Raw genomic sequence first — 24,781 nt, forward strand, 5'->3', positions numbered from 1 at the left:
CAGGTGGGGTGGACGGTCTCTTTGACGAGCTGCGGGTCGCGGCGCACACGGTGTGGCTCCGGCGCTGGGTCGCGCTTGGCGTCGCCTGGGCGATCTGCCTGGTCGGCTGGCTGGCCGTGTCGCAGATCCCGAACCGCTACACCTCCACCGCCCGCGTGTCGGTCGAGCTCCGCTCGATCCTGCCGGCAAGCACCGCCACCGGCGGCATCCAGGATCGTCAGGCAGAGGACATCGACCGCGTCCGCCAGACGCTGACCTCCGCCTATAATTTGGAAAAGGTCGTTCGCGGGACCAGCATTGCGAACACCGTCACCACCGACCGGGACGTCGCCGACCGCATCGGCACGCTGCAAAAGGCGATCCGCGTCATCGCCCAGCAGGAAAACCTGTTCGAGATTACCGCGACGCTGGGCGACCCGCGGGTCGCGCGGGAGGTCGTGCAGAAGATGGTCGACCTGTTCGTCGAGGATAACCTCGCCAGCGGCCGCGATGCCACGACCCAGTCGCTGCGGTTCCTGGATCAGCAGCTGGCCGTTCGTCAGCAGCAGCTTGCCCAGGCGGAGGCCCGGCGCCAGGAATTCCAGGCGCAATATGTCGGCATCCTGCCGGGCACCGGCTCGATGGACGAGCGCATGAGCCAGGCGCGCGAGCAGCTTGCCCAGATCGACGGCGAACTCGCCTCGGCTAACAGCAGCCTGTCGGCCGTCAACAACCAGCTCGCCGCCACCGCGGCGACGGTCGCGGGGGAGGCGGGCGCCACCGCCGCCGGGCCGGCGCGTGCGCGCGTCGCCTTGATCGAGGGGCAGCTTGCCGAGGGCCGCGGCCGCGGCTGGACGGACCAGCACCCCGACATGATCGCGCTTCGGCGCCAGCTCGCCGTCGCCCGCGCTGCCGCGCGCAACGAACCGGTGACGCGCAGCGGCGGTTCGGCCGGACAGGCCAATCCGCTCTATTTCCAGCTCCAGTCGATGCGCACCGAACGCGCCGCGCGCGTGGCCGAACTCGCCCAGCGCAAGAGCCAGCTCGAGGCACAGCTCGGCGGGCTCCAGGCAAAGATGGCACGCGATCCCGCGGCGGCCGCCGCACAGGCGCAGCTCGACCAGGATATCGCCGCCATGAAGACGCAGTATGACCAGCTGCTCACCGACCGCGAGCAGGTCCGCCTGCGCCGCCAGGTCCAGAATGAGACCGACGCGGTCAAGTTCAGCCTCATCGATCCGCCCAGCCAGTCGAGCGTCCCGGCCTCGCCCAACCGCCCGCTGCTGCTGCTGGCGGTGCTGGTGGTGGGTCTTGGCGGTGGCGTCGCCAGCGCCTTTGCGCTCGGCAAGCTGGGTTCCGGCTTCTCCACCGCCGCCCGGCTGGAGCGCGCGAGCGGCCTGCCGGTGATCGGCTCGATCGGCGAAGTGCTGACGGAGACGCAGCTCCAGCTTCGCCGCCGTCGCCTGAAGCTGTTCACCGGCGCTGCCGCCGCACTGGGCGTCGCCTTTGTCGCGCTGATGGGGCTGGAGTTCCTGATGCGCGGGCTCGCGGCGGCGTGAGGATGTACCGATGAACAGCGCTCCACCGCCTCCGCGCCGTCGCGGCTCGCTGCTCGAACGCGCCGTCGAGCGCTACGGGTTTCAGCCCGGCGTCGGGCTGCGGCCGGTGGGCCAGGCCACGGCGGGCCCGCCCGTGCCCGATCCGGTGCCCGCACCCGCCCGCGCGCCGGAGCCGATCGACCGGGAGCGGCTGGCGGAACGCGGCATGCTGGTCCCGAATGGGCCGGTGTCCGCGCTCGCCGAGGAATTCCGGCTGGTGAAGCGCCAGCTGCTGACCGCCGCGCGTGAGGGCGAAGCGCGGCCGCGCAGCGTGCTCGTCTGTTCCGCGCAGCCCAACGAGGGCAAGACCTTTTGCGCCGTCAACCTGGCGCTGTCGCTGGCGGCCGAGCGCGACTTGGAAGTGCTGCTGGTCGACGCGGATTTCGCCAAGCCCGACGTGCCCGACACGCTCGGGCTGCCGACCGGGCCCGGGCTGCTCGATGCGCTCGCGGACCCGACCGTCGACGTCGAGAGCTGCGTGATCCCGACCGACGTGCCCCACCTGTCGGTGCTCCCCGCCGGCACGCGCAGCGACAATGACACCGAACTGCTCGCAAGCGATCGTGCGCGGGCACTGCTCGACCGGCTCGAACAGGCAAACCCCCGCCGCCTGATGGTGTTCGATTCGGCACCGGTACTCGCCGCCTCGACCGCCGCCGCCCTCGCCGAACATGTCGGCCAGGTGCTGATGGTGGTGCGCGCCGACCGCACCAGTGAGAGCGACCTGCGCGAGGCGGTCGGCCTGCTCGACGGCTGCGACACTATTCAGCTGCTGCTGAATGCGGTTTCGCTCCAGCCGCGCGGCCGGCGCTTCGGCAGCTATTATGAGGCGGAGGAGGAGGCGTGAGCCGAGCCGCCTGGCTGGCGGGCGCCGCGCTGATCCTCGTAACGACCGCCGCCGCCCCGGCCGGGGCGCAGGGCCGCCGCGCCGAAGTCTCGCCCTATATCCAAATCGGCCAGATCGTGTCGGCCGATCTCACCAACGACGACGTGCTCACCTATACCCAGCTCTCCGCCGGGGTGGATGCGGTCGTGCGCAGCAGCCGCGTGCAGGTGCAGATGAGCTACCAGTACCAGCGCTACATCGCTTGGGAGGAAGGCGTCTCCGACATCGACGTCCATTCCGGCCTCGCGCGCGCCAATGCGCAGCTGACCCGCACGGTCGCGCTCGAAGCGGGGGCGCTCGCCACCCGCACGCGCAGCGGCCTGGGCGCCGCGGGACCGGGCTTCCTCGCCGGGCTGGGCGGCAGCAGCAGCCAGATCTATTCGCTCTACGGCGGCCCCGCCTTTTCGACCCGTGCCGGTCCGGTCGCCGTCAACGCCGCCTATCGCCTTGGCTATACCAAGGTCGAGTTCCCCGACGCCTTTCGCGACAGTGCTGGCAACGGCCTCGACTATTACAATGACTCCACCAACCATCAGCTGACCGCCAGCCTGGCGACTCGTCCCGGCACGCTGCTTCCGGTCGGCCTGACCCTGTCGGGCGGGCTGGTGCGCGAGGACACCAGCCAGCTCGACCAGTTCTACGAGGGCAAGTTCCTCCGCCTCGACGGGCTCATGCCGGTCAGGCGTGATCTCGCCGTGGTCGGCGGCATCGGCTGGGAAAAGATCGAGGTTGGCCAGCGCGATCCGTTGCTGGAAGCCAACGGCGCCCCCGTGCTGGATCGCTCCGGCCGCTACGTAACCGATCCCGCCTCGCCGATCCGGCTGGCCTATGACGTCGACGGCGTCATCTGGGACGCGGGCGTCGTCTGGCGTCCCTCGCCCCGCTTCACGCTGGAGGGTCGGGTGGGCCAGCGTTACGGCAGCATGATCTACACGGGTTCGCTGTCGTGGCAGATGGCGCCCAACGCCGGGTTGCAGGTGCGCGTCTACGACACCGTCACCACCTTCGGGCAGCAGCTGACTGGCGGTCTCTCGTCGCTCCCCACCAGCTTCTACAACGGCGGGACCGATCCGTTCGGCAATCGCTACAGCGGCTGCGTCTTTGGAGGTGGCACCGCGGGACAGGGCGTGCCCCAGCCCGGCGCCTGCCTGACGCCGGTGTTCCAGTCGATCTCCACCGCGGTTTATCGCGCGCGCGGCGTCGACGCGGTCTATGCGGTCAGTCGCGGCAACACGCGGCTGGGCGTGGGGGCGGGCTATACCAACCGCCGTTATTTCCTGCCCGATGTGCCCGGTGCCGCGCTCTATCGCAGCAATGACGAGACCTATTACGCGCAGGCATTTGCGCAGCGTGCGCTCGATTCCCGCTCGGGCATCACCGCGGACGTCTATGCCAACTACTTCGGCAGCGGGCTCCAGGGCTCGCTCGACAGCTGGGGCGGGGGCGTGCAGGGTGCCTATTATCGCAGCTTTGGCCGTGCCTATGGCACCGCCTCTGCCGGGCTGTACACTTACGATGCCGAACGGAGCCAAAGCGCCTGGATCGCCCAGGCGTTGCTCGCCTTCGGCTACCGCTTCTAAGGAGGCCGGGACGATGTACGACGACTTCTACGGCCTGACCGGAAAGCCGTTCCAGCTGACGCCCGACCCGGCGTTCTGGTACGATACGAGCGCCCATCGCAAGGCGATGGCATATCTGACCTATGGCCTCAGCGAGGGTGAGGGCTTCATCGTCATCACCGGCGAGCCGGGTGCGGGCAAGACGACGCTGCTCGGTCATGTCCTCTCGACGATCGATCCCGGCCGCCTCAACGTCATCCGCCTCGTCACGACCCAGCTGGAGCCGGAGGACCTGCTGCAGGTGATCGCCTCCGGCCTCGGCGTCGATCCCGCCGGGCTGTCCAAGGCGCAGCTGCTCTCGGCGATCGAGCGCGGCCTCCATGCCACCGCCCGGGCCGGGCGCCGCACCCTGCTGGTGGTGGACGAGGCGCAGTCGCTGCCGCTGTCCGCGCTCGAAGAGCTGCGGATGCTCTCCAACTTCCAGGCGGGCGGCCATGCGCTGCTCCAGATCTTCCTCCTCGGCCAGCCGGAGTTTCGTGAGCGGCTGCAGGGATCGGGCCGGGTCGAACAGCTGCGCCAGCGCGTGATCGCGATGCACCACCTCGATCCGATGGAGGCGCATGAGGTCGAACCCTATATCGTCCATCGGCTGTCGTTGGTCGGCTGGAACGGCCGCCCCGACTTCACGCCCGAGGCGATCGAGGCGCTGTACCGCTGGTCGGGCGGCGTGCCGCGGCGGCTGAACCTGCTGATGGGCCGCGTCCTGCTGCTGGGCGGCGTCGAGGAGATGGAGCGCTTCGACGCAGCCGACATCGATTCGGTGGCGGGCGAGCTGGACGAGGACGTCGGCCAGCTTGATGAGCCAGAGGCACTTGCCTCGACTGCCGACACGACCGGCACCGACGGCGTCCGGCCGGTTCGCGGCGTGCTCCACGCGGTCCCGACGCCGGGCGGCGGTGTGCAGCCTGCGGACCTCGCCCCCCTGCTGGAGCGGATCGCCAGGCTGGAGAGCCGGGTCGCGGAGCAGGACGAGACGCTGCGCCGCGTGCTGATGCTGCTGGTCGATTGGGTGGAGGGCGACGATCGCCGCCCCAACATCGACCGGCTCCACGGCACCGCTGCCTGAGCCGCCCCATGCGCAACGCCATGTCGGTCGACGTCGAGGAATGGTTCCAGGTCGGCGCCTTTGAAAGGGTCATCGACCGCGCCGACTGGCCGCGCCTGGAAAGCCGGGTGGAGGCGAATGCCGACCGCGTCCTCGCGCTGTTCGCGGAAACCGGCACGCTCGCGACCTTCTTCACGCTCGGCTGGGTTGCGGAGCGCGCGCCGCGCCTGATCCGCCGGATCGCGGATGCGGGGCATGAAATCGCCAGCCACGGCTGGGATCACCAGCGCGTCTTCACCTTCACGCCCGATCAGTTCCGCGCCGACATCGCCCGCGCCCGCGCCGCGCTCGAAGATGCCGGCGGCGTCGCGGTGACCGGCTATCGCGCGCCCAGCTTCTCGATCGACACGCGCACCCCCTGGGCGCACGCGATCCTGGCAGAGGCGGGGTATCGCTATTCCTCCAGCGTCGCGCCGGTCCGCCACGATCATTACGGCTGGCCCGATGCGCCACCGCACCCGTTTCGCCCGCTTGCCGACGCGCCGCTGATCGAATGGCCGATCACCACGGCGCGGGTGCTCGGGCGGCAGGTGCCGGTGGGTGGCGGCTTCTTCCGCCTGCTCCCCGGCCGCATCACCCGGACGGCGGTGGCAGAGGCAAACCGCGTCGCGGCGCGCCCGGCGATGTTCTACTTCCATCCGTGGGAGGTCGATCCCGACCAGCCGCGCGTATCCGCCGCGCCGCTGCGCTCGCGCATCCGTCATTATTCGCGGCTGGGCGCGATGGAGGGCAAGCTGCGCGGGCTGCTCCGCCGGCACAGCTGGGGCCGGGTCGACGCGATCGTCGAGACAGAGGCGGCGCGGGCGTGACGAAGCTCCCCGCGGGCGCCTCCGTCCGTGCTGCCGACCTCGGCGATCGACTGGAGCTCGCGCGAATCGCCGCCTTTGTCGCCGCGCAGCCGGGCGGCACGCCGTTCCATCTCCCTGCCTGGGGGCAAGCGACGGCGCGGGCGACCGGCCAGGCCTTCACGCTGCTGCTGGCCGAGCGGGGCGGGGAACTGGCGGGCATCCTGCCCCTCACCACTGTCCGCTCGCGCCTGTTCGGCACCGCGCTCGTCTCGACGGGCTTCGGCGTCGGCGGCGGTCCGCTTGGGCATGACCCGGCCGCACAAGCGGCACTCATCGACCGCGCACTGGCGATCGCGGACGCCGAAGGCGCACCGACGATCGAGCTGCGCGGCGGCCCGGCGCCGGAGGGCGCGGGGTGGAGCCTCGACAGCGGCCGCTACCTCGGCTTCGTCCGCCCGATCGCCGCCGACGATGCCGCCGAGCTCGCCGCCATCCCCCGCAAGCAGCGCGCCGAAGTCCGCAAGGCGCTCGCCGCCGACCTCGAAGTGGTCACCGGCCGCAGCCCGCGCGATCGTGCCGAGCATTTCGCCGTCTATGGCGAATCCGTCCGCAACCTCGGCACGCCGGTCTTCCCGCCCGCGCTCTTTTCCGAAGTGCTCGACGCCTTCGGGGCTGAGGGAGCCGACATCCTCACCGTCCGTCACGCCGGCCGCCCGGTCGCCAGCGTGCTGAGCCTCTATTGGCGCGGCACCGTCTACCCCTATTGGGGCGGCGGCACGCGTGCGGCCCGGGGCCTGCGCGCGAACGACGCCCTGTATTTCGCGCTGATGCGCCACGCGCGCGGGCGCGGCTGCACCGCCTTCGATTTCGGCCGGTCCAAGGCGGGCACCGGCCCCGCCGCCTTCAAAAAGAACTGGGGCTTCACGCCCGAGCCGCTTTCCTACGCCACCTGGACCCGCGACGGCGCCGCCCCCCGCGACGCCAGCCCGCTCAACCCCAAGTACCGGCTCAAGATCGCCGCGTGGCAGCGGCTGCCGCTGGCCGTCGCCAACCGGATCGGCCCGTGGATCGCGCGCGGGCTCGGTTGATGGGGTCGCTGCTGTTCCTCGCCCATCGCGTGCCGTTCCCGCCCGATCGCGGGGACAAGATGCGCGGATGGCACATCCTGCGCCATCTCGCGCGCACCCACCGCGTGCATCTCTGCGCCTTTGCCGACGACCGCCGCGACCTCCGGCCCCGCCCGCCGCTGGTCGAGGCCACGGCCAGCCGCACGATCCTGTGGCGCGGCAAGGGTCGCGCACGCGCAGCGGCCGAGGCGCTGGCGAGCGGCCGCCCGCTCTCGCTTGCCGCCTTCGACAGCCGCGCCATGCGCCGCGGGGTCGCGGCCGTGCTGGCGCGCGAGGCGGTCGACACGATCTATGTCTTCTCGGGCCAGATGGCGCAGTATCTACCCGCAGACACCCCCGCCCGGATCGTCATGGATTTCGTCGACATGGATTCGGCGAAATTCGCGCAATATGCCGCAGAGGGGCGGGGACCGATGCGCTGGATGCTCGCCCGCGAGGCACGGCTGCTCCAGGCGTTCGAGGCACAGGTCGCAGCCCGCGTCGACGCCAGCCTGTTCGTCAGTGAGGCGGAGGCGACGCTGTTCCGCACCGCGACCACCGCGCCGCGCGTGCAGGCGGTCGGGAACGGCATCGACACCGACTTCTACGATCCCGCCGCCTGTTCGGCCGTGTCGGAAGCCGGGCCGCTGATCGTCTTCACCGGGCAGATGGATTACCGCCCCAACATCGACGCCGTGACCTGGTTCGCGGGGGCCGTGCTGCCGACCGTCCGGGCGCAGCATCCGGACGCGCGCTTCGCCATCGTCGGGCGTTCCCCGGACGAGGCGGTGCGGGTGCTCGCGACCCAGCCGGGCGTGCTGGTGACGGGGGAGGTCGCCGACGTCCGCGGCTGGCTTGCCGCGGCCGAGGTGGTGGTGGCGCCACTCCGCATCGCGCGTGGCGTCCAGAACAAGGTGCTGGAGGCGATGGCGATGGCACGGCCGGTGGTCGCCTCGACAGCCGCGGCGGAAGGGATCGACCACGCCGACTGCCTCACCGTCGCCGGCGATGCCACCGAATTTGCGGACGCCGTCTGCGCGCACCTCGCCAACCCGGCCGAGGCGGTACGCCTGGGCCAGGCAGCGCGCGCGCAGGTGCAGCGCCGATACGGCTGGGACGCGCAACTCTTGCCCCTTGACGCCCTGCTGGCGGCGGAGGCCGCATGAGCATTGTGCTCCCCGCGCAGCCGGCCGCCGCCATCCAGTCGCGCTGGCTCCGGTCGCTCGCCTGGCTCGGCGGCAGCTGGGTGGCGCTGCTGCTGCTGTTCCGCGGCGATGTCGCGGACATGCTCGGGATCTGGTGGAACTCCACCACCTATGGCCATTGCCTGTTCGTTCCGCCGATCATCGCCTGGCTGGTCTGGCAACGCCGGCGCGAGCTGGCGCAGCTGACGCCGCAGGCGTGGTGGCCCGGCCTGCTGCCGGTCGCCGTCGGCGGCGCGACGTGGCTGGTCGGCGATGCAGCTGCCGTGGCGCTGTTCCGCCACGCGGGGCTGGTGACGATGCTTGCCGGCGCGGTCGTCGCGCTGCTCGGTCCCAATGTTGCGCGCGGCATCGCCTTCCCGCTCGGCTACATGGCGTTCCTCGTCCCCTTCGGCGATTTTCTGGAGGCGCCGCTCCAGGCGATCACCGTCCGCCAGACCATCGGCCTCCTGCACCTGCTGGGGGTGCCGGCGATCGTCGTCGGGGTGCTGATCACCACGCCCACCGGCTATTTCGAAGTGGCAGAGGCCTGTTCCGGCACGAAGTTCGTGATCGCGATGGCCGCCTATGGCGTGCTTGTCGCCAACGTCTGCTACGTCAGCTGGCCGCGCCGGCTCGCCTTTCTGGCAATGGCGCTGGTGGTGCCGGTGCTCGCCAATGGCGTGCGCGCCGCCGGAACCATCTATGCCGCGCATCTGACCTCGGTAGAGGCGGCGACCGGCTTCGACCACATCGTTTATGGCTGGGTGTTCTTCGCAGTGGTGATGGCGGCGGTGATGGCGATCGGCTGGCACTGGTTCGATCGCGATCCCGACGCTCCCTGGTTCGATCCGGCGGCGCTGAGCGGCCCCGTCGGGCACCGGCTTCCGCTGCCGGCCGCCACCGGGCTTTTCGTCGCCATCGCGCTCGCGTTCGCCGGCTGGGGCTGGTCGATGGAGAGCCGCGCCGCGCCCCCGCCGCCCCGTATCCACCTGCCGCAGGTGCCCGGCTGGCGGTCGGTGGCGCCCGATCGCGCATCGGCCTGGGCGCCCAACTATCCCGGCGCCGATCACCAGCTGCTCGGCCATTATACCGATGCGCGGGGCCGGCGCGTCGACCTCGCGATCGCCGTCTATGCCGGGCAGCATGAGGGCAAGGAGCTGGTCGGCTTCGGCCAGGGCGCGCTGCGCGAGAATGATCGCTGGGTGCGCGTGCAGGACCTGCCGCCGCTCGCCGGCGGCTCCGGCGTGCGCATGACCGCGGCCGGCCCCGTCGAGCGCCAGACCTTCACCTGGTATCGCCTCGGCGGCACCCTCACCGGCAATCCGCGTCGCGTGAAGCTGGAGACGTTGCGCACCAAGCTGCTCGGCGGCTCCCCGCTCGCAGTGGCGGTGCTCGTCTCCGCGCAGGGCGGCCCCGCCGCCCGCGCCGCGGCAGAGGACTTCGTGCGCGCGGCCGGCCCGGTCGAGCAACTCGCAGACCGTATCGCGGGGGGATCGCGCTGATGTGCGGCATCGCCGGCCTCTATTACCCTGCGCTTCCCAAGCCGATCGAGCCGCTGCGGATCACGGCGATGACCAACGCGCTCGCCCATCGCGGGCCCGACGGCTCCGGCATCTGGACCGCGCCGGGGGTAGGGCTGGGGCACCGCCGCCTCTCGATCATCGACGTCGCCGGCAGCCCGCAGCCGATGGCCACGCCCGGCGAGAGCCACGTCGTCGTCTTCAACGGCGAGATCTACAACTATCGTGAGATCCGCGCCGAACTGATCGAGCTCGGCGCCCGCTTCGTCACCGATGGCGATACCGAGGTGCTGCTCCACGCCTGGCGCGCCTGGGGGCCGGGGCTGCTGGAACGGCTCAACGGCATGTTCGCCTTCGCCATCTATGATGCGGAGGCACGCAGCCTGTTCCTGGCGCGCGACCGGCTGGGGGTGAAGCCGCTCCATTATGTCGAGCTTTCCGACGGCGCCGTTGCCTTTGCTTCCGAGCTCAAGGGCCTGCTCGCCCATCCGCTGCTCCGCCGCGCGCCCGATCTGGCGGCGGTCGAGGACTATATGGCGCTCGGCTATGTGCCCGATGACGCGAGCATGGTGGCGGGCGTTCGCAAGCTCCCTGCCGGCCACTTCCTGTTGCTCGAGCGCGGCCGCCCGGTCCCGCAGCCGGTGCGCTGGTGGGACGTCGACTTCTCGCGCCGCGCCAAGGGGTCGACCCGCGACCTGACGGCGGAGCTCACCCACCACCTGCGCGAAGCCGTCCGCTCGCGCATGGTCGCCGACGTGCCGCTCGGCGCCTTCCTCTCGGGCGGCGTCGACAGTTCCGCCGTGGTCGCGCTGATGGCGGAGGCGAGCCGCCAGCCGGTCAAGACCTGCACCATCGGCTTCGAGGAAGCGGCCTATGATGAGCGCGCCCATGCCGACCTGATCGCCCGCCGCTTCGCCACCGAACATCGCACGCGCGCCGTCGCCTCGGACGACTTCGGCCTGATCGACACGCTCGTCGACGCCTTCGACGAACCGTTCGCGGATGCTTCGGCGCTCGCCACCTATCAGGTCTGCGCCCTTGCCCGCGAAACCGTCACCGTCGCCCTGTCCGGCGATGGCGCGGACGAGGCGTTCGCCGGCTATCGCCGCTATCGCTTCCATGTCGCGGAGGAACGCGTCCGCGGGCTGCTTCCGGCGCATTGGCGCAGCCGCGTCTTCGGGGCGCTGGGTGCGGCCTATCCCAAGGCGGACTGGGCGCCCAGGCCGTTGCGCGCCAAGACCACGCTGCTGGCGCTCGCCGAGGATGGCGCGACTGCATACGCCCGCGCCGTCGGGGTGACGCCGCCCGCCACGCGTGACCGGCTCTATACGGCGGCGACCCGCGCGGCCCTCGCCGGCCATCGCGGCGAGACCCGCTACATCGCCACGATGCGCACCGCACCGGCACGCGATCTGCTCGACGCCGCCCAATATGCGGACATCCAGCACTGGCTGCCCGGCGACATCCTTACCAAGGTCGATCGCACCAGCATGGCGGTGAGCCTGGAGGCGCGCGAGCCGCTGCTCGACCATCGCCTGGTGGAGTTCGCCGCGACGTTGCCGCCCGCGCTGCGGCTGCGCGGCGGGCAGGGCAAATGGCTGATGAAAAAGGCGCTGGAGCCCTGGTTGCCGAAGGAGATCCTCTATCGGCCCAAAATGGGGTTCGTGACCCCCGTCAGCGCGTGGTTCCGCGATGCCCTGGCGGGCGAGGCGGCGCTGCTCGCACGCTCACCGGTCCTGGCGAGCTGGTTCGAACCCGCCGCGATCGAACGGCTTGCCGCCGATCACCGCGCCGGCCGCGCCGAGCATGGCCGCACCTTGTGGCAGCTGGTCATGCTCGAGCGGTCGATGCGTCGGTTGTTCGGCTAAGGTCAGGACGGCGCCGCCCCCGGCGCCGTCCTGCCTCTCACTTGGCGCGGCGCTTCCGCGCGAACGCCAGTGCCGCCGCACCTCCCCCAAGGAGCAACATGGTCGCCGGCTCCGGCACCGGCTTCGGCGTGCCGCCACCGCTGGAGCCGTGGCCGCCGGTGGCGAAGGCGGGCGCGCTCGCCGCCGCGGCCAGCAGCGCCGCACAAACAAGGTTGGAAAGCTTCATCGTAAATCCCCTGTCGACTCTGTCCTGCTGAAATACCCGCTGCAGTAAAACAAAGTAAACTTGGCCTTTACTTGTTCCCGGCCCCAGCTGTGCCAGCTTGGGACCGGGCCGGCGTTGCCCTTCAGTTCAGGTGCGTCAGGGTCCACAGGTCGAACAGCGCGAGCCAGCCACGGCCCGGTGCCGCCTCCGGCAAATGCTTCGCGCCAAAGCCGTGGCCGCCCTTTTCATAGAAATGGACTTCCACCGGCACCTTGGCGGCGCGCGCCGCGGCCAGCACGTCGAGGCTCTGCTCCAGCGGCACGATCGGATCGTCGATCGCGTGGACGATGAACAGCGGCGGGGTGGCCGCGGTAATGCGCGGCGGCGTGTCGTAGCGGCGGACGGTCGCGTCGGTGGGGTTGGGCCCCAGCAGGGTCTTGGCCGAGCCGCTGTGCGCAGTCTTCGACGACAGGCTCGTCACCGGATAGACGAGGCCGGAATAAGCGGGACGGGCGGACTGGCTGTCCGCTGCGTCGAGCGGGGAATAAACCCGGTCGTCATGGCCGACCGTCAGCGACGCCGCCAGGTGCCCGCCCGCGGAGAAGCCGAGCACCCCCAGCTTCGCCGGATCGATGCCATAGCGGCCCGCATTGGCGCGGATCAGCCGCATCGCGCGCTGCGCATCCTGCAGCGGCACGTCCGCGCGGTTGGCCCAGCCGTCGCCCGGCAGGCGATAGCTCAGCACGAACACGGTGATGCCGAGCGGGTTCAGCACGCTCGCGACGTCGATCCCCTCGTTCTCCAGCGAGACGAAGCCATAGCCGCCCCCCGGGATCGAGAGCACGGCGCGGCCGTCCGGCCGCTCGGGCCGGTACACGGCGACGATCGGATCGGCGGTGCCGCGCATCCACAGTTCCGGGCTGGCCGGGTTGCCGCCCTTCTCGGGCCTGGGCGTCGGGAGCTTCGCGGGGGCGCCGGGCGCCTTGCCGGGCCACAGGCGGAAATGTTCGGCAGGCGGCCAGGTCGCGACACCCGGCAGCGATTGCGCGCCCGCGCCCTGGCTTGCGGCGGCGGCAACAGGCAGCGCAAGTGCGGTGCCCAGCAACGTGCGGCGGTTGATCGTCATATGCCTCTCCCTGTTTTGGGAACGACAGCTACCGCGCCGGCGGGCAAAGAAAAACCCGCCCGGACCATTGCCCGGGCGGGTTCGTTCATTGCTTGCTTCCGACGAGCTTACTTGTCGCCGAACAGCTTGGCCCAGCCGCGCTTCGCACGGGTCTTCCAATGGCCACGGTGATAGGCGTCGGATGCCAGCAGCGGCATGACCGAGCCCGCTTCCGCGAACACCATCTGCTCGATGCCGGTGTTCACCTTGCCCCAGCTCGCCGCTTCCTGCAGCGTCGAGGACGAGCAGGCGCCGTCGCGTACGTCGGCAACGGTGATCTGCACCGCGTACTTGTGCACCTCGACGTCCTCGTGGCCCAGGATCTCGGCGCAGACGACCGTGTCCTGGATGAAGTTCTTGGGCACGCCGCCGCCGATCATCAGCAGGCCGGTGGTGCCGGCTGCGATCTTGATGTCGGTCAGCTCGCGGAAGTCCGCGATCGAATCGATGGTGAGGTAGGGCTTGCCCGCCTTCATCGCATCGACCTGATGCTTCACCAGGCCAAAGCCTGCCGAGGAGTCCGTGAACGCCGGGCAGAAGATCGGCACGTCATGCTCATAGGCGAGCTTGACGAGGCTGTTCTCCTTCTTGCCGTGCTCGACCAGATACTTGCCCATCTCGCGGATGAACGCGCGGCTCGAATAGGCCTTGGGCTCCAGCGTCTCGGCAATCTCAAAGATCGTGTGGTCGACGTTCTGGAGGTCTTCCTCGTCGATGTAGGTGTCATAGATGCGGTCGATGTAGAGCGAACGCAGCGTGTCGTCGTCGGGGATCTCAAGCGCCTGATAATGCTTGTGACCAAGGCCCTCGAAGAAGTCCATGTCGACGATCGTGGCGCCGGTGGCGACGATGCCGTCGACCATGTTGTTGCGCACCAGCTCGGCATAGAGGTCCATACAGCCGGCAGCCGAGGTCGAACCCGCGATCACCAGGAAGATCGAGCAGTTCGGGTCTTCCAGCATCTGATTGTAGATGCCGGTGGCCCGCGCCAGGTCGCGGCTGGTGAAGCTCATCTTCTTCATCGAATCGATGATCGGACGCGCGTCGAAGCTCTTGATGTCGATGTGCTCGACGACAGACGAGAGCAGCTCAGCCTTGCGGTTGTCGTTGGTCTTGGTGTCGGTCATGGTATTCCCAGTTTCAGGACCGGCGTCGTTCAAGGGGACGCACGTAACCCGTCAGGGGCGGCGGAGGCCGTCAGCGCCCGCCGCCCATATAGGTAGGCCTCGCGGCCTTTACAGCTTGATGACGTTCGAGCGCGTGGCGCGTTCGGCCGCTTCCAAGGTGACGTAGAGCGATGCCATCGGCTCGTCCTCGACGATCACCTTTTCTTCCGATCCAAAGCCGTTGAACGCCGTCCGCATCGCACAGCCATAGGCGCCGAGCATGCCGATCTCGACATAGTCGCCCGCCCGGATGTCCGCCGGCAGGTCGAACGGACCCGCCATATGGTCCATGTCGTCGCAGGTCGGACCATAGAAGCTGAAGCCCACGTCCTTGGCATCCGACTCCGGCTCGCGCAGCAGTTGCACCGGAAAGCGCCAGCCGATGTGCGCCGCATCGAACAACGCGCCATAGGCACCGTCGTTGATGTAGAGCTCGGCTCCGCGACGCTTTTCGACGCGCACCACCAGCGAGCTGTACTCGGCGCACAGCGCGCGGCCCGGCTCGGCCCACAATTCGGCCGAATAGGACACCGGCAGGCTTTCGAACGCGCGGTGGATCGTCTCGAAATAGCGCTCCAGCGGCGGCGGCTCCATGCCCGGATAGCTCGACGGGAACCCGCCGCCTACGTCGATCACGTCCACCGTCACGGCCGCCTCAACGATGGCGGCGCGCACGCGCTCCATCGCATTGGCATAGGCCTCGGGCGACATCGCCTGGCTGCCCACGTGGAAGCAGATGCCCAGCGCATCGGCGGCCTGGCGGGCTGCGAACAGCAGTTCCTTGGCCTCGTGCGGGGCTGCGCCGAACTTCGACGCGAGGCTCAGCTTCGAGTGATCCGACGACACCCGCAGCCGGACGCACAGCGTCAGGTCCTCAGCGCCGCGGGTCGCGCGGACGATCTTTTCCAGCTCCTCGAGCGTGTCGAGCGAGAACACGCGGACACCGTGCGTGAAATACGCTTCGGTGATCGCTTCCTCGGCCTTGACCGGGTGCATGAAGCACAGGGTCGCTTCCGGAAGCGTGCGCGCGACCAGCCGCACCTCGGCAATCGAGGCGACGTCGAAATGCGTGATGCCGCTATCCCACAGGATCTCGAGAAGATCAGGGGACGGGTTCGCCTTCACGGCATACATCGAGCGCCCCGGAAACTTCTCGACAAAGAAGCGGGCGGCCCGACGCGCTGCGTGCGGACGGACAAGCGTTACCGGCTGAACCGGAGCACGCTGGGCGATGGTGACGCCGCGTACGGCATCAGAGTGGGCGATTGCTAGCCCCAGCGCGCTATGGTGTTCGTCCAATTCAAGGGACCTCCAACGGTGTAGTTCGACACAAGAGCTGCCTTGCGGTTGGAAGTCCCATGGGGCAGCGGATGGCGCACATAGGATCGGTGGACCGGCGTGTAAAGCGGTTGACTCGCGTTGGGGCCCCTGGGGAGACGAAATGTGACCATCGTACGACAGCCCACCCGTGCCGGAGTGCGCGACGCGGCTGCCAAGATCGCGCAGATTTTGCCGCCCACGCCGCTCCTGGTCGCAGAGATTCGCGGGCACCCGATCGCGTTCAAGGCCGAATCGCTCCAGCCGGTCGGCGCTTTCAAAATTCGCGGCGCCTGGCACCGGCTGACCGCGCTGGACGAGGCCGCCCGTGCGCGCGGGGTCGTCGCCTTTTCGTCCGGAAACCACGCCCAGGGCGTCGCCTGGGCGGCCCGGCGGCTGCGGATCCCCGCCACCATCGTCATGCCCGCCGATGCGCCCGCGGTGAAGCGAGAGGCGACGCTCGCGCTGGGCGCCGAAATCGTCTCCTACGATCGCCGGACCGAAAGCCGGGAGCGAATCGCCGCCGAACTGGCCGCCGCGCGCGGCGCGACGCTCGTCCCCAGTTTCGACGATCCCTGGGTGATCGAGGGGCAGGGGAGTGCCGGCATCGAGGCCGCGACCCAGATGCTTGCGCAGGGGCTCGGCCCGGTCGGGCACGTCGTCAGCCCATGCGGCGGCGGCGGCCTCGCGGCCGGTCTCACGCTCGCGCTCCCCGATGCCGAGGTGACGGTGGTCGAGCCGGAAGGCTGGGACGACATGCGCGCCTCGCTGGAAGCCGGCTGGATCCAGCCCGTCGCCGACGATGCGCCCGAAACCGCCTGCGACGCACTCCAGACCCAGCGCGTGTCCCCCCTCACGTTCGAGGTGATCGCCCGGCGCGGCGCGACCGGGGTCGCGGTCAGCGAAGCCGAGGTCCGCGACGCCCAGCGCTGGGCCGCCCGCCACCTCCGCCTCGTCGTGGAGCCCGGCGGCGCCGTGGCGCTGGCGGCACTGCTCGCGGGCAAGGTCCCGCCCGCAGACGGTATGCTGGTGCTGCTCTCCGGCGGTAACGCCGACCCGCAGGCCTATGCCGCGGTTCTGGCAGGGGAGGGGTGAGGTTCTGGGACGTATTGCTGGTCCTTCACTGCGTCCGTAGCATGGCGAAGCGTAGGTAAGGCTGTAGTCTGGAGGTGGGAATGATCGCGTTCGCGCTCGCCTTGGTCGTTGCTACCAGCAGCCATGATGTCGCTGTCTCCTCGGCGGTCGATGCGTGGCGGAACGCTGTCCAAAGCGTGCGTAGCCCAATCCCCGATAAGGCGACGTCTGATAAGGAGCGGATGCGACACCTTATCCTCCTCGATGAGGTCACTCGCCAGCACCTCTGGATGATTGACGATCCAAAGCTGACGCCAGATCAGCAGCAGCGAGCCGGCCTGATCATCGGCGCCGAAATGAACGCGATAGACGAGCAGAACACACGCATCCTCAAAACATTGCTCCCAAAGTCCGGCTGGTTCGATAACCAAACCCATGGAAGACAGGTGACGCACGGGGCGTGGTTGATAGCGCAGCACTCTCCCGATCCGGAGTTCAGGAAGTATGCGCTCGCGCAAATGGAGAAGCGGGTGAGGAGCGGCGGCGTAGATGCCCGCGATTACGCGCTGACCTACGACCGCGTCCGCATTCGAGATGGTCAAGCGCAACGGTACGGAAGCCAGTTCTACTGTCGCAACGGCCGCCTCTCGCTAATGCCGATCGAGGACGAGGCAGCGGTGGATGTCGAGAGGGAAAAGATCGGCTGGTCGCAGACGTTGGCGGAGACAAAGGGTGACAATCAAATCGGGAAGCCCTGCGTCCAGTAAGGTTGCATCGGGACCCGGTTTGGCAGGCGACCGGCAGCAAGTGGGTGGGAAGTCGCCCTTCGGCTAAACGCCTTTACCCCAAGTCGCGAGCCAGAAGAGCGCCGCGCAGAATGCCAGCAATGATGCCCCGACGGGGACGATGCCGGGCAAAGGACGTTGTCTCGCAAAGCGGGCGAGGAGCAACGTCAAACCGGTCATTGAAACAGGAATTCCTAGGAGCGGTAGGCTATCATAGTAGAAGCCAAAGCCGTCTTCGTAGAACCCACAATGCCAGAACAGTGATGTTGCGAGAATTAGCGGCACCAGCCAGAAAACGCATCCGAGCGCCGATAGAATGTAAGTTCTCATCCGCTGAAACTAGCGGCTACCAAAGCTTGTCCGCAATGGGGTCGATTGTGGCCGGTCCGCTTTCGTCGCGCTCATTCAGCGCCGGAACGGCTCGAAGTGGGTGGTTAGTTGCCTTCCGTCGGAGCGCTCCCGACCTTCTTGAAGGCGACAATGGCTTCCCCGTCAGCGTTCTGGATCCCGATTGCCAAGCCGCTGTTTCTTCGCTGCACCGGCATGTAAATTGGCTCGTTTACAATTACAAAGCCGCAGCCTTTATCCTCTACTACGCGAGGATGCGGATAAGCAACAATCACATCCTCCAGCTTGATGCGTATGAGGTTTAGCCTGATGCGCTGCTCGCCGATGAGCATAGCGCTATCGCGAACCTGAATGACAGGGCAGCCGGGCGCCCGGTAGTCTCCCGCCAATTCATTAATAGTGATCGAAGCTGGGCTGGCGCCGCATCTTGCGAGGCCGAGCGCAAAAATCGCTGAAACAATTACGTTGCGCATTGGTCCCTCGCTCGCCGGGACATAACGCTTGCGCGAGGCGTCCGCTATTGGGCGAAAGCTGCCGAGCGGCTTCTAAGGAGATGTCTGTCCTCGCTAGACCCTTTGATGGGCTGGCGAGGACAGAGCCTCCGGCTATGAACCGTCGCTAGTCTTTAGAATGCGAGGCTGGCTCCGGCGGAGAAGCGGTCATTGTGGAACCCCTTGCCGCGATCCGCGCCGTCGTAGCTGGCCTGTAGCGACAAGCGGGGTAGCACCCGCCCCGTGATCGCCGCGCCATATCCAATGCCCGACTTTGCCAGCCCCGTGCTGCGTACGCTCCAGCGTCCCCCTGCCAGTTCAACCTCACGTGACGCGGTGGGAGAATCCCCGATCTTTACCAACCAGTTGCCGTAGGCCGAGAGGCGCACGTCTTTGAAACCCTGGACCAACTCGCCGCCTAGCCGCGCATCGACCGTGTTCCAGTCATTCCTGGGAAGATTCAGCGCGAAGGCACTGTTGCCGGCCGTCTCGGTGATCCGCGCGGAGCGGGTGAGCCCCCCTTCGACGCCGGCCAGCGCGTTCAGTGCAAGCTCGCCTGCTTGGACGGCTTGGTAGCGAGCATCAACGGAGAACTGGATCGCGCGCATCTTTGCTCGCCCTTGCGCGGAGAAATCCCCGGTCGAGGCAATGCCTGCACGCGTTATGTCCAGCTTGGTGCGAGCATAGGCCAGCACACCGGTGACATTGAGCTTCGCGCTCGGGCTGTACGCGCTATAGACATAACCGGCTCCGGTCGAGCCGTCGGCGGATGCACCCGTTGCAGAGTTCACCCTGGTTTCGGTGTAGCCGCCGGCAAGGCCGAAGCGCAGCCCGCGCTCGTTGATGAGCGTGAGGCCGGCGACGAAACCGTTCGTGTTGGCCTTGTATGCCGCAGCGACGGCGCTTGCGTCGGGACTCTCCGCGGAGTGAACGTAACGGCCCCATATTTGCACGCCATCGTCGGGATGGATGCCGAGATGGAGCGCCTGATCTCGAACCACGCCGAGCGTTGCGCGCGCTGCACTGGCGGCGCTCTGCAGGCCGTCGGCGTAGATCTGCCCTGCCAGGGAGCGAATGCTCGATCCATAGCCCCCAGCGTCCAGGCCGTAGAGGTTGCTGAACAGCGGGGCGGCGGCAGCGTCATCCCTGATCAGGTCTAGTGCGCTGGCGGCGGCGAGCGTGTTGCCGTTCCATCCGCTCGCCGTTCCGAGGGCCGCGAAGCTGGCGGGCGTAAGCACCAGTTGCACCTCAGTGGGGAAATAGAGCGCATCGGCGCGCAGAACGTCGCTCAAACCGCTTGTCGCAATCGTGGCGAACCTGCCGCTCACCGCGTCTGCCGTCACGACGCCATACCGCCGTCCCAGGGCGCCGTGCGTGCTGCTTGCTGCATCGGTGCCGTTGAAGCTGGTCCTGAGCGTGCCGCCGGCGGTGAAAGTGCCGTTGACCAGGATCTGGTCGTGGCTCCCGGGGGCCCCGGCGGCCGAATTGTCGATCTCGACGATCGTGCTGGCGCCTGGGGCCAGCGTCACGCTGCCATCCACCGTCAACGTGCCGATGGAGTTCCCAGGTGAAAGGGTGCCGCCATCCGCAACCGTAACGGCGCCGATGACCCTGCCGGTGCCGCCCAGAATGCCGCCGCTCGTCACCGCAAGCCGATCCGTCGAGAGGCTGCCCCGGACGCCCAGAGTGCCCGCCGCCACGGTGGTGGCCCCGACCGCATGGGTCCCGGTCAAGTTCAGAGTGCCTGCCCCCGACTTGATCAGCACGCCGCTGCCCGACATGGTGCCGCGATACGTGCCGTCCGTCGCCTGATCGAACTCGACCGTGGCATTGTTGAGGATCGCACCTTGCAGCGCAGTGGTCGAGCCTTTGAGCGTGCCGCCGTTGACGATGGTGCCACCCGTGTAGGTGTTCGTGCCGGTAAGGGTCAGGGATGCGTCGCCAGACTTCACCAGCTGACCGGCGCCGGAAATGGTGTCGGAGAAGGTAAAGTCGCTGGGGGTGTCGAGGTTGAGCCTGCCGTCTAGGCCGATCGCGCCAGACAAGGCGGATCCGCTTTGGGTCCGGACGGTCAAGCTGGCGTTCGACTGGATGAAGAACGACCTGTTACTGCTTCCGATCGTTCCGTGGTTGTCGATGAACCAGTCCGTGGCGCCGTGAATGGAGTTCAGGATGTTCATCCCTGCCACGCCACCCGTGATCGAACCATAATTGACAAGGGTAGCCTCGCCGTTCCCTCCCACGCCGTGGTTGCCGCCGTAGATGATCCCCTTGTTGGTGATCTCGTATGCGGCGGTGGGAGAGAAGACCTGATAGGCTGAGACGCCGACGTCCGCGCCTCTGATCACGCCGTTCACATCGTTATAGACGATGCCGCCGTCCGTCAGGGCGAGCCCTTCACTGGAATTGGGGTCGTCAAGGGGGCCACCGGCCGCGCCTACGCCTTCGATGAGGCCGTTGTTATAGACGATGCCATAATAGTCGATGTCGACGCCGTCGCCGTCCCCCAGGCCCGACCCGTTGTAGCTGCCGATGATCGTGCCGTAGTTGTAGACAGTTCCGATGCCGTCCGAGCCGACGCCTGATCCATTGCGACCGATGATCGTTCCGTAGTTCCTGACGAGAACGTCTATATCGGTGGTGATCGCGTGCCGTGCGCCCTCGATCGTGCCTCCGACCTCGTTGATCACCGTGCCAGAATGGCCCTGCCAGTCTATGCCGTCGGACGACCTGCTCGTGGCGCCTCCGGCTGCGATCAGGCCGAAATTGCGCACGACCGCTCCCGCGCCCGGCCGGACGCCGTCCGCGTCTGTCGAGCGAATCACGCCGGTAGCCTCGTTCGTGATCGAGATTGCGCCAACCCCGATGCTCGCCACCGCGTCGAAGTCGAGGGCCTGTCCCTCGACGGTGGATACGATCGTTCCCGCGTTGCTGAGCGTGACACTGCCCGCCGTGATATCGACGTTGATCCGTACTGCGTCATTCTCCGAGGTGATCACGGCGCCTTCACCATTCGTCAGCGTGATCACGCGAGGCTCAGTGGCGCTTCCTCCGGCGTCGATGGCGCGCCCGCCGCTCGCGGTTGATTCGATGGTGCCGCTGTTGGTGATCCGCAGATCGGTGGAGGCGCTGCCCCACCGGATTGCGGTGTCGCGGACGGACAGGGTTCCACCCGGGGCGACTGTAACCGTATCGGTCCCGCCCACGGTGACCTGCGTTGCGGACGCGCTCTCAGGTGGGACGATGTAATCCTCGGCCAAAGCCGGCGCGCCGGAAAGAAATGCGACAGAGGTAAAGAGTGCAATTCGACGATACTTGAACGCGCTAAGCAAGATGTTCCCCCCATATTTCGTCTCAAGGGTAACGTCGCGCATATGCTCGGCAAGCATAAAATCTAAGTCGCGTGCTATGACGCGACGCCGCATCGCCGATCGAGTCTTGGGCAGACCTTTTTTTTCGTTTGCTGTTTCAATGGGATATACATGGGACTGCCGATGGTGGCGGCCAGTGGGACCATACCGACTCACGCTAGATCGGCGGGCGCCGGCGACCTGCGGACCGGTCCCGAGTGTTCCCAAGTACGAAGATGTTGTCTGCGGGCACGAGGATCTTGCATGGGGCCGCTTTGCCGGCTCGGTGCGTCGCACTGCGGGTGGTTAGCTGCCGCTCGTTGATCGGAGGAAGACATAGGCGAGCCTAGTCCACCGCCGCCGTCGGCATCTCCTCGCCCACCGCCGCGGTCAGACGCTGCCTTCGGTCCTCGCTGCCGTCCGGCGCGGTGCGGCCGTCTGCCTTGGCGCGGTGCAGGGCCATGTCCGCCGCTTCCAGAAGCTCGGCCAGGTTGTTGCCATGATCCTCCGACAGCGCGATGCCGATGCTGGCGCCCACATGGACCCGCTCGCCGGCGACGAAATAGCCCCGGCCGGCGATCGCGTTGCAGATGCGCTCCTTCAGCCGCTGTGCCTCGTCGGGGTCGATATCCTCCATCAGCAGGACGAACTCGTCGCCGCCGATCCGCGCGACTTCTGCGGGCCCCTCGGCGATCGCCTGCAGGCGTTCGGCGACCGCCACCAGCACCGCGTCGCCGGCCTTGTGGCCGAGCGTGTCATTGATGCTCTTGAACCAGTCCAGGTCGAGGTAGAACACGGCCAGGCGTCCCGCGCTCCGACCGGCGCGCTCCTCTGCCCAGCGGGCAAGTCCGCCCCGGTTGAGCACGCCCGTCAGCGGGTCGTGCCGCGCGTTGTGGTCGTTGATCATCTCGGCATGCATCGTGCGCAGCAGCAGCCGGTTGATCTGGAAGGCGCCCGCACTCATGCTGACGAGATAGAAGGGGATCTGGAACATCACGAGCAGCAGGATGGCCTCGCCCGACAGGGCGGCCGCCACTGCGCACGGCCCCAGGCTGAGGCCGATCATCACCGCGACCAGTCGCGGCGCGCCGAAATTGCGGAAGCAGATCCCGCCCACCATCGCCGCGGCCGACAGGCAGGCGAGCGTCGCGGCGATCCAGTCCCCGCTGGCGACGCACATGAACGTCCCATAGCCCACGCTCGCCGCCCAGAGCACCGCCAGCAGGATGTAGAGATCAGTCGGCCCCCGCCGACCTCGCGCAATCGCCCTGCGGCCAAGCATCAGCGCCGGCAGTCTGGCCGCGGCAAGCAACACTTCCATCGCCACCCAGATAAAGGCGGCGGTGGACTGCATGCGGACTGCAACCAGCGCAGAGACTGCAATGGTGTTGAGCACCCCGCCGGCAAATATCGGCAGGCTGGCATAGAGGCTGTGCAGAAGTGTTCTGCGCATGCTGTCGGGGACTTCGCCGCCGGGCTCGATTAACCAACGCGTTAATGACCACCGGGGAAACTCTCCCCCGAAGCCGGATCGTGCACTCATAGAAAGGCTCGCAACCTGTGCACCCCCCGGTGCATCGTGTCTTCTCCTATAGCCTGGCCCTGTTAACACAAGGTTCCGGACGCAGGATTTGACGAAGATCATCATTCCGCGAGGCAGGGTCCACGCGTCGTCACCGCGCGCGGGGCCGTCGCCTTGGCCGGTCTGGCGCTAGTCCCGTTTCCGTTCGGTGAAGTCGATGCGGATGCGCACCCATGCACCGATCACAGGCTTTCCGCCGATACGCGGCGGGCGGACCCGGAACTGCCAGGCGGCCTGCCGAATCGAACCGGCCAGGCGCGATCCCCGCGGATAGTCCGCCAGCTCGCGGCAATCCTCCACCCGGTTGTCCGCGATGGTACGGCACGCGATCTCGGCCCAGGCCCCGGCCGGCACGCCCTGTGCCGGCAGGTACGTGCTCAGCTCGCGGTCGGTCGGGCGCCGATACCATTCGGCCCGGTACAGGCGCTCGCCGCCCGGTCCGTCACCCGGACCATAGGCCGATCCGCTGTCGGCACCGTCGCCGCCATCGCCCGCACTGCCGCTGTCGGCAACTTCCTCGCCGCGCTGGGAGCGGATCGCGCCGATGTCGGACGCGGCAAAGTCCTCGCGGCTGATCACCAGCATGTTGGGCGTGGGCTGCACCGCCGGAGGCGCGCTGGGCGGGGGCGGGGGCGCCTTCAGCGTGTCCTTGGGGCGGCTGCGCGCCGCCGCGCCGCCGCCGGTCTTGGCGACCTCCGGGTCGCCCGCGGACTGCGTCCGGGACGGATCGGGGGTGATGTCGAAGACGGGGGGCGCTACCTTGGGCGGCGGCGGCATCAGCTTGGGTGCCAGCGTCAGCAGCATGATCAGGATCAGGACGTTGATCCCGACCGCCAGCGCCATCGCGATGGTCCGGGGCCGGCGGGACGCGCGGTACGACGAGATGGGATCGGACGCCGCGCGCATTGCAGGCGCGCCTACACCGCGGCTGTCGGCGCCGCAATGTCTTCGCGCCCGGAGGCTGGGCCCCGGGCGCGGTTGGTCAGCGGATCGGCGAGTTCGGGTCGAGCCGCATGTCGAGATAGCGGTCCACGCTGCCCATCAGCTCGGGCATCTCGTGCTCGAAGAAGTGGTTGGCGCCCGGGATCACGTCATGGTGGATGGTGATGTGCTTTTGCGTACGCAGCTTGTCGACCAGCTTCTGCGTCGCGGCCGGCGTTACCACCTCGTCCGCTTCGCCCTGGATGATGATGCCCGACGACGGGCACGGTGCCAGGAAGGTGAAGTCGAACATATTGGCCGGTGGCGCGATCGAGATGAAGCCGCGAATCTCCGGGCGGCGCATCAGCAGCTGCATCGCGATCCACGCGCCAAAGCCGAATCCGGCCACCCAGGTCGTCTGCGCTTCCGGGTGGAAGCTCTGCACCCAGTCAAGCGCCGAGGCGGCGTCGGACAGTTCGCCGATCCCGTTGTCGAACGTGCCCTGGCTCTTGCCGACGCCGCGGAAATTGAAGCGCAGGGTCGCAAAACCGCGGCGCTGGAAGGTCTTGTAGAGCTCCTGCACGATGCGGTTGTTCATCGTGCCGCCCGAGGACGGATGCGGGTGCAGGATCATCGCCACGGGTGCGCGCGGGCGCGGGGCGGGAGCAAAACGACCTTCGAGACGCCCTTCAGGGCCGGGAAAGATGACTTCGGGCATGGGCTT

The 24,781-nt window shown here is 68.2% G+C and carries 21 protein-coding genes; 11 read left to right on the forward strand and 10 right to left on the reverse strand.

Annotation, left to right across the window (positions count from 1 at the left end; all coding sequences use genetic code 11):
* Positions 1 to 8: 8 nt before the first annotated feature.
* From QP045_RS08145 to QP045_RS08185, 9 genes are read left to right on the forward strand one after another with little or no spacing between them, the layout of a single operon-like run.
* Positions 9 to 1,538 carry an XrtA system polysaccharide chain length determinant gene (locus QP045_RS08145; RefSeq protein ID WP_422514480.1) on the forward strand — a complete coding sequence of 510 codons (1,530 nt, stop codon included), beginning with the start codon at positions 9 to 11 and terminating at the stop codon, positions 1,536 to 1,538.
* Positions 1,539 to 1,548: 10 nt separating this feature from the next.
* A complete protein-coding gene (locus QP045_RS08150; RefSeq protein WP_422514481.1) occupies positions 1,549 to 2,424 on the forward strand; it encodes an exopolysaccharide biosynthesis protein in 876 nt (291 codons plus the stop codon).
* The gene (locus QP045_RS08155) at positions 2,421 to 4,043 is read left to right on the forward strand and encodes a hypothetical protein (RefSeq protein ID WP_422514482.1); all 1,623 of its coding nucleotides are present in this window, start codon (positions 2,421 to 2,423) and stop codon (positions 4,041 to 4,043) included. The genes QP045_RS08150 and QP045_RS08155 overlap by 4 nt, the downstream gene beginning before the upstream one ends.
* A 13-nt stretch (positions 4,044 to 4,056) precedes the next feature.
* Complete coding sequence (locus tag QP045_RS08160; protein ID WP_422514483.1) at positions 4,057 to 5,148, forward strand: AAA family ATPase; 1,092 nt, start codon at positions 4,057 to 4,059, stop codon at positions 5,146 to 5,148.
* A gap of 8 nt (positions 5,149 to 5,156) precedes the next feature.
* Entirely contained in the window at positions 5,157 to 5,996 is an 840-nt protein-coding gene (locus tag QP045_RS08165; protein WP_422514484.1) for an XrtA system polysaccharide deacetylase, read from the forward strand.
* Positions 5,993 to 7,063: a FemAB family XrtA/PEP-CTERM system-associated protein gene (locus tag QP045_RS08170; RefSeq protein ID WP_422514485.1), complete on the forward strand. Its 1,071-nt coding sequence runs from the start codon at positions 5,993 to 5,995 to the stop codon at positions 7,061 to 7,063. The genes QP045_RS08165 and QP045_RS08170 overlap by 4 nt, the downstream gene beginning before the upstream one ends.
* Positions 7,063 to 8,247: a TIGR03087 family PEP-CTERM/XrtA system glycosyltransferase gene (locus QP045_RS08175; protein WP_422514486.1), complete on the forward strand. Its 1,185-nt coding sequence runs from the start codon at positions 7,063 to 7,065 to the stop codon at positions 8,245 to 8,247. Before QP045_RS08170 ends, QP045_RS08175 begins: the two co-directional genes overlap by 1 nt.
* Complete coding sequence (gene xrtA / locus QP045_RS08180; RefSeq protein WP_422514487.1) at positions 8,244 to 9,767, forward strand: exosortase A; 1,524 nt, start codon at positions 8,244 to 8,246, stop codon at positions 9,765 to 9,767. The genes QP045_RS08175 and xrtA overlap by 4 nt, the downstream gene beginning before the upstream one ends.
* On the forward strand, positions 9,767 to 11,653 hold the full coding sequence (locus QP045_RS08185) for an XrtA/PEP-CTERM system amidotransferase (protein ID WP_422514488.1): 1,887 nt from the start codon (positions 9,767 to 9,769) through the stop codon (positions 11,651 to 11,653). The genes xrtA and QP045_RS08185 overlap by 1 nt, the downstream gene beginning before the upstream one ends.
* A gap of 37 nt (positions 11,654 to 11,690) precedes the next feature.
* Here the strand turns inward: QP045_RS08185 and QP045_RS08190 are convergent, their stop codons facing one another.
* The 4 genes from QP045_RS08190 to QP045_RS08205 all read right to left on the reverse strand — a co-directional run bounded on the left by QP045_RS08190 (position 11,691) and on the right by QP045_RS08205 (position 15,488).
* Positions 11,691 to 11,879, reverse strand: coding sequence for a PEP-CTERM sorting domain-containing protein (locus QP045_RS08190; RefSeq protein ID WP_422514489.1), 189 nt, complete (start codon positions 11,877 to 11,879; stop codon positions 11,691 to 11,693).
* Between the two features lie 121 nt (positions 11,880 to 12,000).
* Entirely contained in the window at positions 12,001 to 12,984 is a 984-nt protein-coding gene (locus tag QP045_RS08195) for an alpha/beta hydrolase (protein WP_422514490.1), read from the reverse strand.
* 107 nt (positions 12,985 to 13,091) lie between these two features.
* Complete coding sequence (locus QP045_RS08200) at positions 13,092 to 14,150, reverse strand: 1,9-bis(guanidino)-5-aza-nonane synthase (protein ID WP_422514491.1); 1,059 nt, start codon at positions 14,148 to 14,150, stop codon at positions 13,092 to 13,094.
* Between the two features lie 108 nt (positions 14,151 to 14,258).
* Positions 14,259 to 15,488 (reverse strand): type III PLP-dependent enzyme, encoded by a 1,230-nt coding sequence (locus QP045_RS08205; RefSeq protein WP_422514492.1) that lies wholly within the window; start codon positions 15,486 to 15,488, stop codon positions 14,259 to 14,261.
* Between the two features lie 144 nt (positions 15,489 to 15,632).
* Between QP045_RS08205 and QP045_RS08210 the strand changes: the two genes are divergently transcribed.
* Together QP045_RS08210 and QP045_RS08215 are read left to right on the forward strand one after the other, a co-directional pair.
* The gene (locus QP045_RS08210) at positions 15,633 to 16,601 is read left to right on the forward strand and encodes a threonine ammonia-lyase (protein ID WP_422514493.1); all 969 of its coding nucleotides are present in this window, start codon (positions 15,633 to 15,635) and stop codon (positions 16,599 to 16,601) included.
* An 80-nt stretch (positions 16,602 to 16,681) separates the two neighbouring features.
* Positions 16,682 to 17,347, forward strand: a complete 666-nt coding sequence (locus QP045_RS08215; protein ID WP_422514494.1) for a DUF6624 domain-containing protein — start codon at positions 16,682 to 16,684, stop codon at positions 17,345 to 17,347.
* Positions 17,348 to 17,410: 63 nt separating this feature from the next.
* Here QP045_RS08215 and QP045_RS08220 read toward each other — a convergent pair whose 3' ends face one another.
* The 6 genes from QP045_RS08220 to QP045_RS08245 all read right to left on the reverse strand — a co-directional run bounded on the left by QP045_RS08220 (position 17,411) and on the right by QP045_RS08245 (position 24,775).
* Positions 17,411 to 17,695, reverse strand: coding sequence for a hypothetical protein (locus QP045_RS08220; RefSeq protein ID WP_422514495.1), 285 nt, complete (start codon positions 17,693 to 17,695; stop codon positions 17,411 to 17,413).
* Between the two features lie 104 nt (positions 17,696 to 17,799).
* On the reverse strand, positions 17,800 to 18,186 hold the full coding sequence (locus QP045_RS08225; protein ID WP_422514496.1) for a hypothetical protein: 387 nt from the start codon (positions 18,184 to 18,186) through the stop codon (positions 17,800 to 17,802).
* A gap of 152 nt (positions 18,187 to 18,338) precedes the next feature.
* On the reverse strand, positions 18,339 to 21,578 hold the full coding sequence (locus tag QP045_RS08230; protein ID WP_422514497.1) for an autotransporter outer membrane beta-barrel domain-containing protein: 3,240 nt from the start codon (positions 21,576 to 21,578) through the stop codon (positions 18,339 to 18,341).
* 322 nt (positions 21,579 to 21,900) lie between these two features.
* Entirely contained in the window at positions 21,901 to 23,007 is a 1,107-nt protein-coding gene (locus QP045_RS08235; RefSeq protein ID WP_422514498.1) for a diguanylate cyclase domain-containing protein, read from the reverse strand.
* Positions 23,008 to 23,265: 258 nt separating this feature from the next.
* The gene (locus QP045_RS08240; RefSeq protein ID WP_422514499.1) at positions 23,266 to 24,042 is read right to left on the reverse strand and encodes a hypothetical protein; all 777 of its coding nucleotides are present in this window, start codon (positions 24,040 to 24,042) and stop codon (positions 23,266 to 23,268) included.
* Positions 24,043 to 24,118: 76 nt separating this feature from the next.
* On the reverse strand, positions 24,119 to 24,775 hold the full coding sequence (locus QP045_RS08245; protein WP_422514500.1) for an alpha/beta hydrolase: 657 nt from the start codon (positions 24,773 to 24,775) through the stop codon (positions 24,119 to 24,121).
* Between the last annotated feature and the right edge of the window lie 6 nt (positions 24,776 to 24,781).

The organism is Sphingomonas sp. 3-13AW (assembly GCF_049311085.1).
GTDB lineage: Bacteria > Pseudomonadota > Alphaproteobacteria > Sphingomonadales > Sphingomonadaceae > Sphingomonas.

Excerpts from the sequence above, each read along its gene's own strand:
- QP045_RS08150 (WP_422514481.1), top strand. The coding sequence starts at position 1,549 with ATGAACAGCGCTCCACCGCCTCCGCGCCGTCGCGGCTCGCTGCTCGAA.
- QP045_RS08160 (WP_422514483.1), top strand. The coding sequence starts at position 4,057 with ATGTACGACGACTTCTACGGCCTGACCGGAAAGCCGTTCCAGCTGACG.
- QP045_RS08165 (WP_422514484.1), top strand. The coding sequence starts at position 5,157 with ATGCGCAACGCCATGTCGGTCGACGTCGAGGAATGGTTCCAGGTCGGC.
- QP045_RS08175 (WP_422514486.1), top strand. The coding sequence starts at position 7,063 with ATGGGGTCGCTGCTGTTCCTCGCCCATCGCGTGCCGTTCCCGCCCGAT.
- xrtA (WP_422514487.1), top strand. The coding sequence starts at position 8,244 with ATGAGCATTGTGCTCCCCGCGCAGCCGGCCGCCGCCATCCAGTCGCGC.
- QP045_RS08185 (WP_422514488.1), top strand. The coding sequence starts at position 9,767 with ATGTGCGGCATCGCCGGCCTCTATTACCCTGCGCTTCCCAAGCCGATC.
- QP045_RS08190 (WP_422514489.1), bottom strand. The coding sequence starts at position 11,879 with ATGAAGCTTTCCAACCTTGTTTGTGCGGCGCTGCTGGCCGCGGCGGCG.
- QP045_RS08195 (WP_422514490.1), bottom strand. The coding sequence starts at position 12,984 with ATGACGATCAACCGCCGCACGTTGCTGGGCACCGCACTTGCGCTGCCT.
- QP045_RS08200 (WP_422514491.1), bottom strand. The coding sequence starts at position 14,150 with ATGACCGACACCAAGACCAACGACAACCGCAAGGCTGAGCTGCTCTCG.
- QP045_RS08215 (WP_422514494.1), top strand. The coding sequence starts at position 16,682 with ATGATCGCGTTCGCGCTCGCCTTGGTCGTTGCTACCAGCAGCCATGAT.
- QP045_RS08220 (WP_422514495.1), bottom strand. The coding sequence starts at position 17,695 with ATGAGAACTTACATTCTATCGGCGCTCGGATGCGTTTTCTGGCTGGTG.
- QP045_RS08225 (WP_422514496.1), bottom strand. The coding sequence starts at position 18,186 with ATGCGCAACGTAATTGTTTCAGCGATTTTTGCGCTCGGCCTCGCAAGA.
- QP045_RS08230 (WP_422514497.1), bottom strand. The coding sequence starts at position 21,578 with ATGCGCGACGTTACCCTTGAGACGAAATATGGGGGGAACATCTTGCTT.
- QP045_RS08235 (WP_422514498.1), bottom strand. The coding sequence starts at position 23,007 with ATGCGCAGAACACTTCTGCACAGCCTCTATGCCAGCCTGCCGATATTT.
- QP045_RS08240 (WP_422514499.1), bottom strand. The coding sequence starts at position 24,042 with ATGCGCGCGGCGTCCGATCCCATCTCGTCGTACCGCGCGTCCCGCCGG.
- QP045_RS08245 (WP_422514500.1), bottom strand. The coding sequence starts at position 24,775 with ATGCCCGAAGTCATCTTTCCCGGCCCTGAAGGGCGTCTCGAAGGTCGT.